The sequence below is a fragment of the Oceanicella actignis genome (genome assembly GCF_008124525.1).
GTDB classification, from domain to species: domain Bacteria; phylum Pseudomonadota; class Alphaproteobacteria; order Rhodobacterales; family Rhodobacteraceae; genus Oceanicella; species Oceanicella actignis.
On record NZ_VNHJ01000008.1, the window covers coordinates 161475 to 175226 of the forward strand.

Annotated in this window: 13 protein-coding genes and 1 pseudogene; all 14 read right to left on the minus strand. The window is 71.3% G+C overall.

The genetic code is table 11. The features are described 5' to 3' along the window. Window positions 1-184: 184 nt before the first annotated feature. The 14 genes and pseudogenes from LY05_RS12095 to LY05_RS12160 all read right to left on the minus strand — a co-directional run bounded on the left by LY05_RS12095 (window position 185) and on the right by LY05_RS12160 (window position 13708). Window positions 185-964, minus strand: coding sequence for an amino acid ABC transporter ATP-binding protein (locus tag LY05_RS12095; RefSeq protein ID WP_072747763.1), 780 nt, complete (start codon window positions 962-964; stop codon window positions 185-187). 11 nt (window positions 965-975) lie between these two features. Further along, complete coding sequence (locus LY05_RS12100; protein ID WP_148923331.1) at window positions 976-2295, minus strand: amino acid ABC transporter permease; 1320 nt, start codon at window positions 2293-2295, stop codon at window positions 976-978. 509 nt (window positions 2296-2804) lie between these two features. Then, window positions 2805-4025: pseudogene (locus LY05_RS12105) on the minus strand (amino acid ABC transporter permease); the annotation flags it as partial. A 145-nt stretch (window positions 4026-4170) separates the two neighbouring features. Then, entirely contained in the window at window positions 4171-5187 is a 1017-nt protein-coding gene (locus LY05_RS12110; protein WP_148923333.1) for an amino acid ABC transporter substrate-binding protein, read from the minus strand. Window positions 5188-5794: 607 nt separating this feature from the next. After that, window positions 5795-6070 carry an acylphosphatase gene (locus tag LY05_RS12115; RefSeq protein ID WP_072747767.1) on the minus strand — a complete coding sequence of 92 codons (276 nt, stop codon included), beginning with the start codon at window positions 6068-6070 and terminating at the stop codon, window positions 5795-5797. A gap of 13 nt (window positions 6071-6083) precedes the next feature. Continuing rightward, window positions 6084-6929 carry a fumarylacetoacetate hydrolase family protein gene (locus LY05_RS12120; RefSeq protein ID WP_072747768.1) on the minus strand — a complete coding sequence of 282 codons (846 nt, stop codon included), beginning with the start codon at window positions 6927-6929 and terminating at the stop codon, window positions 6084-6086. Window positions 6930-6943: 14 nt separating this feature from the next. Then, window positions 6944-7414, minus strand: a complete 471-nt coding sequence (locus tag LY05_RS12125; protein WP_072747769.1) for a PaaI family thioesterase — start codon at window positions 7412-7414, stop codon at window positions 6944-6946. Beyond that, window positions 7411-8139: an ATP12 family chaperone protein gene (locus tag LY05_RS12130; protein WP_148923334.1), complete on the minus strand. Its 729-nt coding sequence runs from the start codon at window positions 8137-8139 to the stop codon at window positions 7411-7413. The genes LY05_RS12125 and LY05_RS12130 overlap by 4 nt, the downstream gene beginning before the upstream one ends. Then, on the minus strand, window positions 8136-8834 hold the full coding sequence (locus LY05_RS12135; protein ID WP_148923335.1) for an HAD-IA family hydrolase: 699 nt from the start codon (window positions 8832-8834) through the stop codon (window positions 8136-8138). The genes LY05_RS12130 and LY05_RS12135 overlap by 4 nt, the downstream gene beginning before the upstream one ends. 62 nt (window positions 8835-8896) lie before the next feature. After that, window positions 8897-9952: an RluA family pseudouridine synthase gene (locus tag LY05_RS12140; protein WP_148923336.1), complete on the minus strand. Its 1056-nt coding sequence runs from the start codon at window positions 9950-9952 to the stop codon at window positions 8897-8899. Beyond that, window positions 9949-10338, minus strand: coding sequence for a fluoride efflux transporter CrcB (gene crcB / locus LY05_RS12145; protein ID WP_148923337.1), 390 nt, complete (start codon window positions 10336-10338; stop codon window positions 9949-9951). The genes LY05_RS12140 and crcB overlap by 4 nt, the downstream gene beginning before the upstream one ends. A gap of 30 nt (window positions 10339-10368) precedes the next feature. After that, window positions 10369-10857, minus strand: a complete 489-nt coding sequence (locus LY05_RS12150) for a BLUF domain-containing protein (protein ID WP_072747774.1) — start codon at window positions 10855-10857, stop codon at window positions 10369-10371. Between the two features lie 88 nt (window positions 10858-10945). Continuing rightward, complete coding sequence (locus LY05_RS12155; protein ID WP_148923338.1) at window positions 10946-12301, minus strand: replication-associated recombination protein A; 1356 nt, start codon at window positions 12299-12301, stop codon at window positions 10946-10948. Between the two features lie 6 nt (window positions 12302-12307). Next, complete coding sequence (locus tag LY05_RS12160) at window positions 12308-13708, minus strand: trypsin-like peptidase domain-containing protein (protein ID WP_148923355.1); 1401 nt, start codon at window positions 13706-13708, stop codon at window positions 12308-12310. Between the last annotated feature and the right edge of the window lie 44 nt (window positions 13709-13752).

The window sequence follows — 13752 nt, forward strand, 5'->3', positions numbered from 1 at the left end:
CGACCCGGACGCAGCCATGACACGAGTGGGAACCGGCGCAAACGCCCGGAAGGCGTCTCCGGCCTCAGGGTGCCCGCGCCCAAGGCCAGGCGCCCCGCCCCGAGTCGCGCGCCAGGGACGCCGCGCGAAACGCAGCGCCCCGCCGCCCGAGGGCGGCGGGGCGCATCCTTGCGAAACCGGCGCTTCAGTGCCCCAGGATCTGGCTCAGGAACAGCTTGGTGCGCTCGCTCTGCGGGTTGAGGAAGAACTCCTCGGGTTCGTTCTGCTCGACGATCTGGCCCTGGTCCATGAAGATGACCCGGTTGGCCACCTGGCGCGCGAAGCCCATCTCGTGCGTGACGCACAGCATGGTCATGCCCTCCTGCGCCAGCTCGATCATGGTGTCGAGCACCTCCTTGATCATCTCGGGGTCGAGCGCCGAGGTCGGCTCGTCGAACAGCATGATCCGCGGCTTCATGCACAGCGCCCGCGCGATGGCCACGCGCTGCTGCTGGCCGCCCGACAGCTGGCCGGGATACTTGTGCGCCTGGTCGGGGATCTTGACCTTCTCGAGGAAATGCATCGCGATCTCCTCGGCCTCGCGGCGCGGGGTCTTGCGCACCCAGATCGGCGCCAGGGTGCAGTTCTCGAGGATCGTCAGATGCGGGAACAGGTTGAAGTGCTGGAACACCATCCCGACCTCGGAGCGGATCTTGTCGATGTTCTTCAGATCCGAGGTCAGCTCGATTCCGTCCACCACGATCTTGCCCTTCTGATGCTCCTCGAGCCGGTTGATGCAGCGGATCAGCGTGGACTTGCCCGAACCCGAGGGGCCGCAGATGACGATCCGCTCGCCCCGGTTCACGGTCAGGTTGATGTCGCGCAGAACGTGGAACTCGCCGTACCACTTGTTCATGTTCACGATCTCGACGGCCACCTCGTCCGAGACGACCATGTTCGAGGTGTCGATGGCGGTGTTGGTCATGGGTTCGGTCCTCAACGATGGTCGGTCTTCAGCTTGCCCTCGAGATACATCGAGTAGCGGGACATGCCGAAGCAGAAGATGAAGAAGAAGAGCGCCACGAAGCCGTAGAACTCCCACACGATGCCGTTCCAGTTCGAGTCCGCGCGCATGGGCGCGATGATGCCCACCGGGTCGAGCAGACCGATGACCGACACCAGCGTCGTGTCCTTGAACAGGCCGATGAAGGTGTTGACGATGCCGGGGATCGAGATCTTGAGCGCCTGCGGCAGGATCACCAGCCGCATGGACTTCCAGTAATCCAGCCCCAGCGCCGCCGCCGCCTCGTACTGCCCCTGCGGCAGCGCCGCCAGGCCGCCGCGGATCACCTCGGCCATGTAGGCCGCGGCGAACAGCGTCACCATGATGACCACGCGCAGGATCAGGTCGAAGCTGGTGCCCGGCGGCAGGAAGTAGTTGAGCAGCGTCGAGGCCACGAACAGCAGCGTGATGAGCGGCACGCCGCGGATGAACTCGATGAAGGCGACGCAGATGCCCTTGAGCACCGGCAGATCCGACTTGCGCCCCAGCGCCAGCAGGATGCCCAGCGGCAGCGACATGGCGATGCCCGAAACGCCCAGGATCAGCGCCAGCAGGAAGCCGCCCAGCTTGGCGCTTTCCACATGCTCGATCGACAGCGGCAGAACGGCCTGCATCGCCTCGGCCGCCGACGAGGCGGCGAACAGCCACCACAGCACGGCCGCCAGCCCCGCCGCCGCCGCCGCGGCCGCCAGCCCCAGCTGCACGACGCCGCCGCTCAGCGCGCGGAACGCCGCATAGGCCACCGCGAAGCCCGCCATGGCCGAGAGCGGCGCCCACAGGCTGTCTCCCCAGATCAGCCAGTAGGCCAGGAAGGGATACACGGCCGAGAAGATCAGCATCTTGCGCGGCAGATGCGCGAACAGGACCGGCGCCAGCGCGACCAGCAGCAGCGCGAAGGCCAGGATCGGGCGCCAGTAGAGCTCGGACGGGTAGAAGCCGAACATGAACTGGTTGAAGCGCTCGTTGATCACGGCCCAGCAGGCGAACGACCCCTCGACGCCCGCCGCGCGCGCGATCTCGCGGCACTCGGCCAGAGATCCGGCCTTCCACACGGCGTCGATGAAGGCCCAGCGGATGATCTCGGGCGTCAGCCACAGCACGAAGGCGATCGAGACGAGCGTCAGCAGGGCGTTGAGCGGCGTCGGGAACAGATGCTCGCGCGCCCAGTGGATCGGCCCGACGCTGCCCGAGGGCGGCGGCGAGGGCGGGATCATCTTCGTGGCGACGAAGGCGACGGACTTGGCGTTGGACATCACCCGGCCTCCTTGACGCGGTTGAGATAGGTCAGGTTCGGCCGCTTGCCGAACAGCAGATAGGCGATGGCCGCCACCTGCGCCGCGAAGCCGCCATAGGTGACCACGCCGTCGGGCAGGTCGGCCGCAAGCCCGTCCAGATCGACGCCGAGCAGGCTTGCCGCCACCCACAGGACCAGGGTCAGCGCGGCGAAGTCGATGGCGCGGAAGTGCTTGAACACGATCGTCAGGAAGGCGGACATGGTCGAGGCCGTCAGCGCCAGGAAGACGATCTGCCGCGAGGTCGGCCACAGGAAATAGGGCTCGCGCTGGGCGGGCGTGTCCATCAGGAACAGGTAGACCAGCAGCGCAAGCCAAATCGCGCCGTAAAGCAGCACGACCAGGTTCAGCCAGCCCGCCACGCCGTAAAGCGGCTGGTGCTGCGCGTCGCCCTTGGTCAGGTTGCGCCACGGGCCCGTGACGTTGTTGAGCAGATGGCCCAGCGACGGCGCGAAGCCCGTCGCCGAGGTGCGCTCGACCAGCTTCACCTGCTCGTTATACAGGTTCATCACCATCGAGATGGTCAGCGAGATGCTCAGGTAGAACGCCATGAGCAGCATCAGCGTTTCCATCTCCTTGCCCGTCTGGTTGAGCGTGATGCCCCCCAGCGTGCCCGTTGCGTCCATGTAGCCCACGGCGATGGCCAGCGACGAGTTCTTGGTCAGGTTCAGATATTGCGAGATCAGCGGCGGAATGATCACGCGCATCGCCTGCGGCAGGATCACCAGCTGCATGGTGCGCCGCGGCCGCAGACCCAGCGCGTAGGCGGCCTCGGTCTGCCCCTTGGGCACCGACAGGATGCCCGCGCGCACGTTCTCGGCGATGAAGGCGCCGGTGTAGATCGACAGCGCCAGCCACAGCGCGACCAGCGAGTTGCGCATGTAGATGCCGCCCTGGAAGTTGAACCCCTTCAGAACCGGCGATTCCATGGTGATCGGCGGCGCGCCCACGGCCGACAGGACCAGCATCACGACCAGCGGCAGCCCCACGATCAGCCCGAGCCGCACCGGCAGGACGGGCAGGATCTCGCCCGTGTCCTGCTGCACCCGGCGCGCATGGCGCGCATAGCCGATCGACAGCAGGATCCCGACGATCAGCGCGCCCACCACCCAGGCCGACCCGTCGTGAAAGACCGGGCCGGGCACGTAGAAGCCGCGGTTGGTGGCCACGACGCCCGTGTCGACCAGGCCGAACAGCGACAGCGTGCCCGCCTGCTTGGGATGGGGCAGGAACTCGTCGAACACGGCGGCCAGAAGCAGGATCTGGATAAGCACCGGGATGTTTCGGACCGTCTCGACATAGACGGTCATCAGCTTGGCCACGATCCAGTTGTTCGACAACCGCAGCACGCCCGCGACGACGCCGATCACGGTGGCCAGGGCGCAGCCCAGCACCGCCACCAGCAGCGTGTTCAGAATGCCCACCACCGCGGCGGTCGCATGGCTGGAGCGCGAGGTGTATTCGATGAGCCGCTGGTTGATGTCATAGCCCGCCGGCTCGGTCATGAACCGGAAGCTGAAGTCCTTGCCCAGCGCCGCCAGATTGCTGATGACGTTGTCCACCAGCCAGTAGCCGGCGGTCAGGAACGCGATCAGGGCGATCGTCTGGATCGTCGCGCCGCGATAGCGCGTGTCCGACAGGAGCATCCCGATGCGGAATCCTCCCTGCGAAGGGTCAGTGACGGCGGTCATGCAGCCCGCTCCCTCAACCTGTCGTGGGGGGTAAGCGCCGCCGGCCCCAGGGCGCGCGGATCGATGCGGCGCGCGGGCGGGCCTCGGTCGGCGGTCGGCAAAAGATCCGGGCGGGACGGCGCGCGCCCCGCCCGGCTGGTTCGGATCAGCGGAACGGCGGCGCGTAAAGCAGCCCGCCCTGGGTCCACTGCGCGTTCAGGCCGCGCGCCAGGCCCACCGGGGTCTCCTCGCCGATGTAGCGGGCGAAGATCTCGCCATAGTTGCCGCCGGCCTTGATGGCGTTCACGGCCCAGTCCTTGCCCAGACCGATCATCTTGCCATACTCGCCCTCGGCGCCCAGCAGGCGGTTGACCTCGGGATCGTTGGTGCCCTTCGCCATCTCTTCGACGTTGGCGGCGGTGATGCCCTTCTCCTCGGCGATGATCAGCGCGTTGAGCGTCCAGCGCACCAGGTCGCCCCACTCGTTGTCGCCATGACGCACCAGCGGGCCGAGGGGCTCTTTCGAGATGATCTCGGGCAGGATCACATGCGCCTTCGGATCCTCGAAGGTCGAGCGCGTGGCCGCCAGGCCCGAGGCGTCGGTGGTGTAGACGTCGCAGGCGCCGGCCAGATACTTCTGACGCGCCTCGGCGTTGGTCTCGATCGGCACCGGCTCGTAGCTCATGCCGTTGGTGCGGAAGAAGTCCGCCAGGTTGAGCTCGGTGGTCGTGCCGGTCTGGATGCAGACCGTGGCGCCGTCAAGCTCCTTGGCCGAGGTCACGCCCAGATCCTTGCGGACCATGAAGCCCTGGCCGTCGTAGTAGTTCACGCCCACGAAGTCGAAGCCCAGATCCGTGTCGCGCGAGAAGGTCCAGGTGGTGTTGCGCGCCAGCATGTCCACCTCGCCCGAGGCGAGCGCGGTGAAGCGGGTCTTGCCGGTGGTCGGGGTGAACTTGACCGCCTTCGGATCGCCGAAGATCGCGGCGGCCACGGCGCGGCAGACCGCGACGTCGAAGCCCTGCCACTCGCCGTCGGCGTCGGTGAAGGCGAAGCCGGGAACGCCGGTGGCGACGCCGCACTGCAGATGGCCCTTGGCCTTGACGTCCTCGAGCGTGTTGGCCGAGGCCGCGCCGGCGGCAAGGCCGATGGCTGCGACCGCGCCGAGAATCAGCGAATGTTTCATGTGACACCTCTCTGTCGACCGCGGCTTGGGGTCCGCGGAGTTCGTTTGGGGGCAGGCGCCGCGCGGCGCCTCCGGACCGTAGATCGGCCAGGACCTCCCTTGGCCCATCACGGACAATGAACAGGCCCTTCAACGCCCGTCAAGTGCGCCCCGCCCGCGCAGGCCCGCAAGGCTGCGGAGCCGGGCGCGGGGCGAAGGTAAGCAAAGGCGACCTTCCTTCCTTGCCGCCGCCGCGCATTCGCCCCATTCCCGCCATCTTTGCGCGGCCGGGCTCAGGCCCTGCGGCGCGCGCCTTAAGGATATGGCGCCGCCGATGGTTTCGCAGGAAACATTATGAGCGCCCGGCAAGCTGAACCTCGCCTGAAGGCGCTATCCGCCCGGGCGCCGAGCGGCGCGTCGGAGCCGCGGCGGCGTGTTGGGTCATGAGTGCTGACGCTTCATGCCGCCAAGCCATTGGGCGGCGGCCCGGCGCGGGCATTTCGCCGCCCCGCCGGGGGCGCCCGCCGATGCGGCGCAGAACAACCGAAGGGCGATGTTCATGCCCGCGCCGCAGCCCCGGCGCGCAGCCGGAAGGGCCGCCGCACGGGCGGCGAATCATGTGCGAATGTCAGAAGCGGGCGTGGAAGGGCGCGTCGCCCGCCAGCGATTCGTCCGCCTCCTCGGACGCGACCGAATCGACGCGCGCGGCCGGCGGGCCCGCGCGGCACGCCTCGGCGAAGGCGCGCAGCGCTTCGGGGTCGCCGGCGGCCACGGCCTCGACCGCGCCGTCGGGCAGATTGCGCACCCAGCCGCGCAGCCCCAGCGCGCGCCCGCGCCCGGCGGCCCAGGCGCGGTAGCCCACGCCCTGCACCCGCCCGCGGATCGTCAGGCGCAGCGCCGCCATCCCCCGCCCCCGCTCAGCCCGGCCAGGCCAGCGCCGTCTGGCGCTGATCGCCCAGCCCGGTCACGCCCAGCTCCAGCACGTCGCCCGGGCGCAGGAAACGCTGCGGCGTCTGGCCCATGCCCACGCCCTCGGGCGTGCCGGTGGCGATGATGTCGCCCGGGCGCAGGCGCATGTGGCGGCTCATGTAGCTGATGATCTCGGCCACCGAGAAGATCATGTCGGCGGTGCTCGAAAGCTGCTGCGTCTCGCCGTTCAGATCCAGCCACAGGGGCAGGTCCTGCGGGTCGGGGACCTCGTCCGCCGTCACCAGCCAGGGGCCGATCGGGCCGAAGCCGGGAGCGGACTTGCCCTTGCTCCACTGCCCCGTGCCCTCGAGCTGCCAGGCGCGCTCGGACAGGTCGTTGACCACGCAATACCCCGCCACGCAGGACAGCGCCTCGGCCTCGGAGACATGCTCGACCTCGGCGCCGATCACCACGCCCAGCTCGACCTCCCAGTCGGTCTTGACGCTGCCCTTGGGGATCACGATCGGGTCGAACGGTCCGGCCAGCGCCGTGGTCGCCTTCGAGAACAGCACCGGCTCGGCCGGCGGCTGGGCGCCCGCCTCGGCGGCGTGGCGGGCATAGTTGAGCCCCACGCAGTGAAAGTTCGGCACCCATGCAAGGCACGCGCCAAGGCGCTCGGCCTCGACCACGGGCAGATCCTCGGGCCGCAGCGCGCGCAGCCGGTCGAGCGCGCGCAGCGACACCGCGTCGCCCGCCAGGTCCGAGACATGGGCCGACAGGTCGCGCACCTGGCCCTCGGCGTCCAGAAGACCCGGCTTCTCGGCCCCGCGCGGGCCCCATCGCAGCAGCTTCATCGCCTTCCCCCCCTTCAGAAATCGAAGACCAGACAGGTGGTCGAGCCGGTGGCGTAAAGCTTGCCGTCCTGCTCGCCGATCATGCGCCCCACCGCCACGCCCGAGCGCCGGCCCACATGCTGCGCCTCGCCCACCGCCAGGATCGGCCCCGTGTCGGCGAAGACCGGGCGCACGATGTTGATCTTGTATTCCAGCGTGGTGTAGCCGCGCCCGGCGGGCAGCAGGGTCTGCACCGCGCAGGCCATGCAGCTGTCGAGCAGCGTGCCGAACCAGCCGCCATGCACCGAGCCGATGGGGTTGTAGGCCTGCGCCGGCGCCTTGCCGCGAAAGACCACGCGGCCCTCTTCGACCTCGTGCAGCGCATACCCCAGAACCTGCGCGATCGGGGCCGGCGGAAGGCGCCCGTCGAGAATGGCGCGCATGAACTCGAGCCCCGACATCGAGGCGATCGTCTCGCGGCTGGGGATGTCGGGCGCGTCGGTCATTGCGGCTCTTCCTCTTTCGTGTCGTCCATCAGCGCCAGCAGGCGCGCGGCGGCGTCCAGATCGGACTTGCGCCGGGCGGCGGCGGCCTCGGCCTCGGCGTCGCGCCCCCACAGCTCGGCCTGATGCTCTTCGTCGATGCGCGAGAGCGCCCAGGCCTCGTCTGCGCTCAGCCGCCCCTCGAGCACCGCCAGCGCCAGGATCAGCGAGCCGGTGATGGTCGTCAGCTCGTGCATCGCCACCATGCGGAACGGATCGAGCGCCGCCACCGCCGCCTGAAGCGCGGCCAGAGAGGCCGGCGGCTGGGCCACATGCATCACGCCCTGCCCCAGGACCAGCGGCGCGCCGTAGCGCGCGCGCGCCCATTCAAGCAGCGGGTCCCAGCCCGCGACCTGGCGCGCGACCAGCTCGCGCGGGTGCTCGGCCCGGTAGCACAGCAGGTCGGACCCGCCGAATTCGGCGATCATGCGCGCCGTCTCTTCGCGATGGGCGGCGACGCGGTCGATGGCGCTGTTGGCCGAGCGGGTCAGCGGCATAGTCCCGGGGCGCACCTCTTCGCCCTGGGCGTCCCATTCGGCGGCGATGGCCCGGCCCAGCGCCGCGGTCGGCGCGGCCAGAAGCGCGCCGCCGGGCGTGCGCACGGGCCGCCCGTCCAGCTCGACCGCCCAGCCCTCGGGGCGGCGCACGGCGCGGGCCTCTTTCCAGAACCGTTTGCGCAGCATGCTCATGCGGTCGCTCCCCGGGCTTGCCACAGCGCGTGAAGCGCGTCGTCCAGATCCTCGAAACGGTCGATCACCGCCGCCGCGCCCGCCTGGCGCAGGCTTTCGGCGTCGTGATAGCCCCAGGCGACGCCGATCGCCGCCATGCCGGCGGCGCGCGCCATGGCCACGTCGAAGGTGGTGTCGCCGATCATCACCGCCGCCTCGGCGGCGACGCCGGTGCGGCGCATGGCGCCGAGCAGCATGTCGGGATGCGGCTTGGAGGGGTGCTCGTCCGCGGTGTGGGTGGTGTGGAAGAAATGCCCAAGCCCATGAGCCCGCAGCGCGTGATCGAGCCCGCGCCGCGCCTTGCCGGTGGCCACGCCCAGGAACACCTCGTCGCGGGCGGCCAGCCGCTCGAGCGCCTCGCGCGCGCCGGGGTAAAGCGGAGCCGAGGCCTCGCCCCCCTTGTCGGCGCGCAGGTCGATGAAGCTGCGCTTGTAGAGCGCGGCCACGCGCTCGGCCTCGGCCGGGGGCAGATCGGGCGCCAATGCGCTCACGGCCTCGACCAGCGACAGGCCGACGATGGACAGGATGCGCGAATCCTCGGGCGCGGCCAGGCCGGCGGCGGCGAAGCCGCGGCGCATGGCCTCGATGATGAATTCCTGACTGTCCATCAACGTGCCGTCCACGTCGAACACGGCCAGTCGCAGGGGGGCTGTCACGGCGAACTCCGTCAGGTTTGCGAATGAAATGGATAGCCGCGCGCGCCGCCGCCCGCAAGCGCTCAGCCCAGCTCCTCGAACGGGTCGGCGGGGGCGTCTTCGGGGCGCCAGCCGAACAGCTCCCAGGTGCGGGCCATGTGCTCGGGCAAGGGCGCGGTCAGGGTGATGAGGCGCTCTTGCGCCGGGTGGCGGAAGGTCAGGCTGCGCGCGTGAAGGTGCAGCTTGCGGCTGACCGCGCCGCCCAGCTGCGCGCCCCAGCCGTCGCCCTCGTTGGTCTGGCCCGAGCCGCCATACTTGCCGTCGCCCACGATGGGATGGCCGATCTGGGCCATGTGCGCGCGCAGCTGATGGGTGCGCCCGGTCACCGGCGCCAGCGCGACCCAGGCGGCGCGGCGCCCGGCGGCCTCGATGACGGCGAAATCGGTCACGGCGGGCTTCGCGCCGGGCGTGCCGGCGACCTGGTCGGGGTGGATGCAGCGCATCTTCTCGCCCTCGCCGCCGGGGCCGCGGCCGCCGGCCTTGACCAGCCCGTAGCTGATCGTGCCGGCGCGCGGGCTTGGCACGCCGGCCACGGCGGCCCAGTAGATCTTGCGCGTGCGGCGGCCGTGGAACCCCTTGGCCAGGGCGCGCGCGGCGCGGGCGGTGCGCGCCATGAGCAGCACGCCCGACGTGTCCTTGTCCAGGCGGTGGACCAGGCGCGGCGGCTCGTCCGCGCCGAAGCGCAGCGCCTCGGACAGCGCGTCGAGGTGCCGGCTCTGGCCCGAGCCGCCCTGCACGGGCAGACCCGCCGGCTTGTCGATGGCCAGGACATGCTCGTCGCGATAGATCACGCGCGCCTGGATCATGCGCGCATCCTCGGCCGAAACCGGGCGCGGGTCGGCGCGGCGCGGCGCGTCGGTCTGCGGGTCGGGCGCGGGCAGCGGCGGCACGCGCACCACCTGCCCCGCCTCGAGCCGCGTCGAGGCCTTGGCCCGCCCGCCATCCACCCGCAGCTCGCCCTTGCGCAGCATCTTCTCGATGCGGCCCTGGCCAAGATGGGGAAAGCGCCGCCGCAGCCAGCGGTCGAGCCGCTGGTCGGCCTCGTCGGGAGCGACGGTCAGGTGCTGGACGCCGCTCATGACGCCGCGCCAAGAAGCGCGCGCGCGCCCGCCATGCCCAGCACCAGCCCCAGCAGCGCCAGCCCGACCGATCCGGCCATGTAGGCCGCCGCCGCGCCGAAGCGCCCGCGCTCGATCAGGAAGGCGGCGTCGAGCGAGAAGGCCGAGAAGGTGGTGAAGCCGCCCAGCACGCCCGTCATCGCGAAGGGGGCGAAGCGTTGCCAGGCGCCGGGGGCGCGCTCCATCAGCACGACGGCCAGCACGCCCATCAGCACGCTGCCCGCGACGTTGACGATCGCGGTGCCCCAGGGAAAGTCCATGCCGAAGGCCCGCCCGCTCCAGCGGACCACGAGAAAGCGGAGCAGCGCGCCAAGCGCGCCCCCCGCGGCGACGGATGCGTAGGTCATGGCGCTAGTTGACGCCCCCGCGCGCGAAGGTCAAGCGAGTCGGAGCGGAAGCGGCCCAAGTTGCGGCCCGCGCGCCAGCGCCTCGGCCAGCAGCTCGGCCGCGCGCACCTTGGCGTCGAGGCGCGGGCGCGGCGGCAGGCCGCCCTCGGCGGGGTGGAACAGCGTCACCTCGCGATCGGGCATGCGCACGTCCAGCCCGGCGCCGGGGGCCATGCGCGCCTGATCCCATTCGCGAAAGATGACGGTGATCGAGGCCACGCGCGGGTCGATCGCCGTGGCGGAAAGAACGGCGATCACCTCCTCCTCGGGGCCTTCGACCATCTGCAGCGCGCCGTCGGCGGTGGGCAGCAGCATGCCCGTCACCCCCCGCGCCAGATTGCGCCGCGACCAGACCGCCACCTGCCGCAGGGCCACGCCATCCTCGAACCCCGCCGCCCATGCCACGGCGAAGGCCAGCCTTCGGATGCGCTGGATCTGCGCCGCGCCGTCGCCGGCGTGCGCCTCGGTCTGGTCGGACATCGGCTCGTCACCCCAATCGGGGCGACTTTCCGTCACCCGCGTGAACCGATCGTGAAAATGCCCGCCGAATGACGGTTAACGAAGGGGTTCATTCCTCGCCGCGCTCGGCGGCGCGCTGGCGGCGGCGCTTTTCGAACCAGGCCGCGCGGCGGGCCAGCTCGCGCTCGAAGCCGCGCTCCACGGGGACGTAGAAGCGTCGCCGCTCCATGCCGTCGGGAAAGCAGTTCTGCCCCGAAAAGCCGTCCTCGGCGTCGTGGTCGTAAACATAGCCCTCGCCGTGGCCCAGCTCCTTCATCAGCCGCGTGGGCGCGTTGACCAGCGCCTTGGGCGGCGGCATCGAGCCGGTTTCGCGCGCGGCGGCCAGCGCCGCCTTCCACGCGACGTAGGCGGCGTTGGACTTGGGCGCCAGGGCGAGGTGCAGCACGGCCTGCGCCAGGGCCAGCTCGCCCTCGGGCGAGCCCAGCCGCTCGTAGCTTTCCCACGCCGCAAGGCATTGCTGCACCGCCGAGGGATCGGCCAGGCCGATATCCTCGACCGCCATTCGGGTGACGCGGCGCGCGACGTAGCGCGGATCCTCGCCGGCCGACAGCATCCGCGCCAGCCAGTAAAGCGCCGCGTCCGGGTCCGAGGCGCGCACCGACTTGTGCAGCGCCGAGATCAGGTCGTAATGCCCGTCGCCCGACTTGTCGTAGAGCGGCGCGCGGCGCGACAGGCGGCGCGAAAGCTCGTCCGCGCCCACATGCCGAACGCCCAGCGCGAACAGCTGCTCGACCATGTTCAGCAGCGCGCGCCCGTCGCCGTCGGCCATGGCGATCAGCGCCGCGCGCCCGGCCTTGTCGAGCGGCAGCGCGCGCCCCGCCGCCGCCTCGGCCCGCGCCAGCAGCGCCTCGAGCGCCTCGGGGCCCAGAGGGCGCAGCGTCAGCACCTGCGCGCGCGACAAGAGCGCGCGGTTCAACTCGAAAGAGGGATTCTCGGTCGTCGCGCCGACCAGCACGATCGACCCGTCCTCCATATGCGGAAGGAAGCTGTCCTGCTGGGCCTTGTTGAAGCGGTGGATCTCGTCCACGAACAGCAGCGTCCCGCGCCCGTTCAGCCGTCGCGCGCGGGCCGCGTCGAAGACCTTGCGCAGCTCGGCCACGCCGGCGAAGATCGCGCTGACCTGCACGAAGGTCATGTCCACCCGCCGCGCCAGCAGCCGGGCAATGGTCGTCTTGCCCACACCCGGCGGCCCCCACAGGATCAGCGAGGACGGCGCGCCCCCCGCCAGCATCGCCGCCAGCGGGCCCTCGGGGCCCAGAAGGTGCTCCTGCCCCACCACGTCTTCGAGCCGCTCGGGCCGCAGACGATCGGCCAGCGGCCTGGGCGCGCCGCCGGCCTCGGCGCCCTGGGCGGGCGCGGCCGGCTGGGCGGGCGTTGCGGGGTCGGGATCGAACAGGTCGGCCATGCGCGCTCAGCCCCGGAAGACCAGCGCGCCCGCGCGCCCGTCGCGCAGGATGTCGATGCGCCAGCCGCGCGCGGGCTCGCGCGCGATGCGGTCGAGCTCGCGCGTGGTCGCGACCTTGCGCCCATTCACGGCCAGGATGACGTCGCCCGGCCGGAAGCCCAGCGCCAGCGCGCCCGGCGGCGCGCCCACGACCGCCACGCCCTCGAGCGTCGAGGGCAGGCCCATCTCCTCGGCCGCCGCGGGGTTGAGGTTGATGACCTCGAGCCCGGCCAGAGGCCCGTCGCCGCCCAGCCGGCGCGGATCGCGCGGCGGCTCTTCGGGCGCGGCGATCAGGCGCAGCCGCGCCTTGCGCCGATTGCCGTCGCGCAGCCAGACGACCTCGGCCGTCGCGCCGACGCCGCGCGCGGCAAGGCGGAATTCGAGCTCGGCCGGAGAAGAGACCTGCCCGCCCGCGACGCGCACGATCACGTCGCCGCGCCGCAGGCCGGCCTTGGCGAAGGGGCTCAGGGGGTGCGCCCGCTCGACCAGCAGCCCGCGCGGCCGGTCGAGGCCCAGCGCCTCGGCCAGCGTCTCGTCCAGCGGCTGCACCTCGATGCCGCTCCAGGGACGCATGAGGGCGCTGCGCCCCTGCTCGGCCTGCGTCACGGCCTGGCGCACCAGCTCGGCCGGGATGGCGAAGCCGATGCCGTTCGAGCCGCCCGAGCGCGACAGGATCATGGTGTTGATCCCCACCAGCCGCCCCGACATGTCCACCAGCGCGCCGCCCGAATTGCCCGGGTTGATGGCCGCGTCGGTCTGGATGAAATAGCCGCGCCCGTCGCGCGCCGAGCGCGCCAGCCCCGAGACGATGCCGCTGGTCACGGTCTGCCCGACGCCGAAGGGATTGCCGATGGCCAGCACCAGGTCGCCGACCTCGAGCGCGTCGGAATCGCGCAGCTCGAGCGCCGGCAGCCCCCGCGCGCCCGCCAGGCGCAGCACGGCAAGGTCGCTTTGCTGGTCGTCCAGAATGACCTCGGCGTCGAATTCGCGCCCGTCCTGCAGCACCACGCGAATCTCGCTGGCGCCGCCCACGACGTGGTGGTTCGACACCACCAGGCCGTTCGGCCGCAGGATCACCCCCGAGCCGAGCGAGTTCTCGACCCGCCGGCCCCGCGGCATCAGATCGCCGAACAGGCGCTCGAAGAACGGATCGCCGGCGAAGGGGCTGAGCCGCCGCTCGACCAGCTTGCGGGCGTAGATGTTGACCACCGCCGGCGCCGCGCGCCGGACCACGGGCGCGAAGCTCAGCTGGATCTGCGCGCGGTCGTCGGGCGCCTTGCGCTCGGCCGCCGCGGGGCCGGCCCAGATCCCCGCCGCCAGCGCCGCAAACGCCAGCGCCGCCCCGGCCCGCCGAAGGTTTCGCGCCATGTCGTTCATGCCCGGCCTCCTTTCGTGCAGCGCCGCGCGCGGCG

What these genes read in the sequence shown, in the direction of transcription:
- LY05_RS12130 (WP_148923334.1), bottom strand. Translation starts at nt 8,139, where the DNA reads ATGAGCATGCTGCGCAAACGGTTCTGGAAAGAGGCCCGCGCCGTGCGC.
- LY05_RS12125 (WP_072747769.1), bottom strand. Translation starts at nt 7,414, where the DNA reads ATGACCGACGCGCCCGACATCCCCAGCCGCGAGACGATCGCCTCGATG.
- crcB (WP_148923337.1), bottom strand. Translation starts at nt 10,338, where the DNA reads ATGACCTACGCATCCGTCGCCGCGGGGGGCGCGCTTGGCGCGCTGCTC.
- LY05_RS12160 (WP_148923355.1), bottom strand. Translation starts at nt 13,708, where the DNA reads ATGGCGCGAAACCTTCGGCGGGCCGGGGCGGCGCTGGCGTTTGCGGCG.
- LY05_RS12140 (WP_148923336.1), bottom strand. Translation starts at nt 9,952, where the DNA reads ATGAGCGGCGTCCAGCACCTGACCGTCGCTCCCGACGAGGCCGACCAG.
- LY05_RS12155 (WP_148923338.1), bottom strand. Translation starts at nt 12,301, where the DNA reads ATGGCCGACCTGTTCGATCCCGACCCCGCAACGCCCGCCCAGCCGGCC.
- LY05_RS12095 (WP_072747763.1), bottom strand. Translation starts at nt 964, where the DNA reads ATGACCAACACCGCCATCGACACCTCGAACATGGTCGTCTCGGACGAG.
- LY05_RS12120 (WP_072747768.1), bottom strand. Translation starts at nt 6,929, where the DNA reads ATGAAGCTGCTGCGATGGGGCCCGCGCGGGGCCGAGAAGCCGGGTCTT.
- LY05_RS12100 (WP_148923331.1), bottom strand. Translation starts at nt 2,295, where the DNA reads ATGTCCAACGCCAAGTCCGTCGCCTTCGTCGCCACGAAGATGATCCCG.
- LY05_RS12150 (WP_072747774.1), bottom strand. Translation starts at nt 10,857, where the DNA reads ATGTCCGACCAGACCGAGGCGCACGCCGGCGACGGCGCGGCGCAGATC.
- LY05_RS12110 (WP_148923333.1), bottom strand. Translation starts at nt 5,187, where the DNA reads ATGAAACATTCGCTGATTCTCGGCGCGGTCGCAGCCATCGGCCTTGCC.
- LY05_RS12115 (WP_072747767.1), bottom strand. Translation starts at nt 6,070, where the DNA reads ATGGCGGCGCTGCGCCTGACGATCCGCGGGCGGGTGCAGGGCGTGGGC.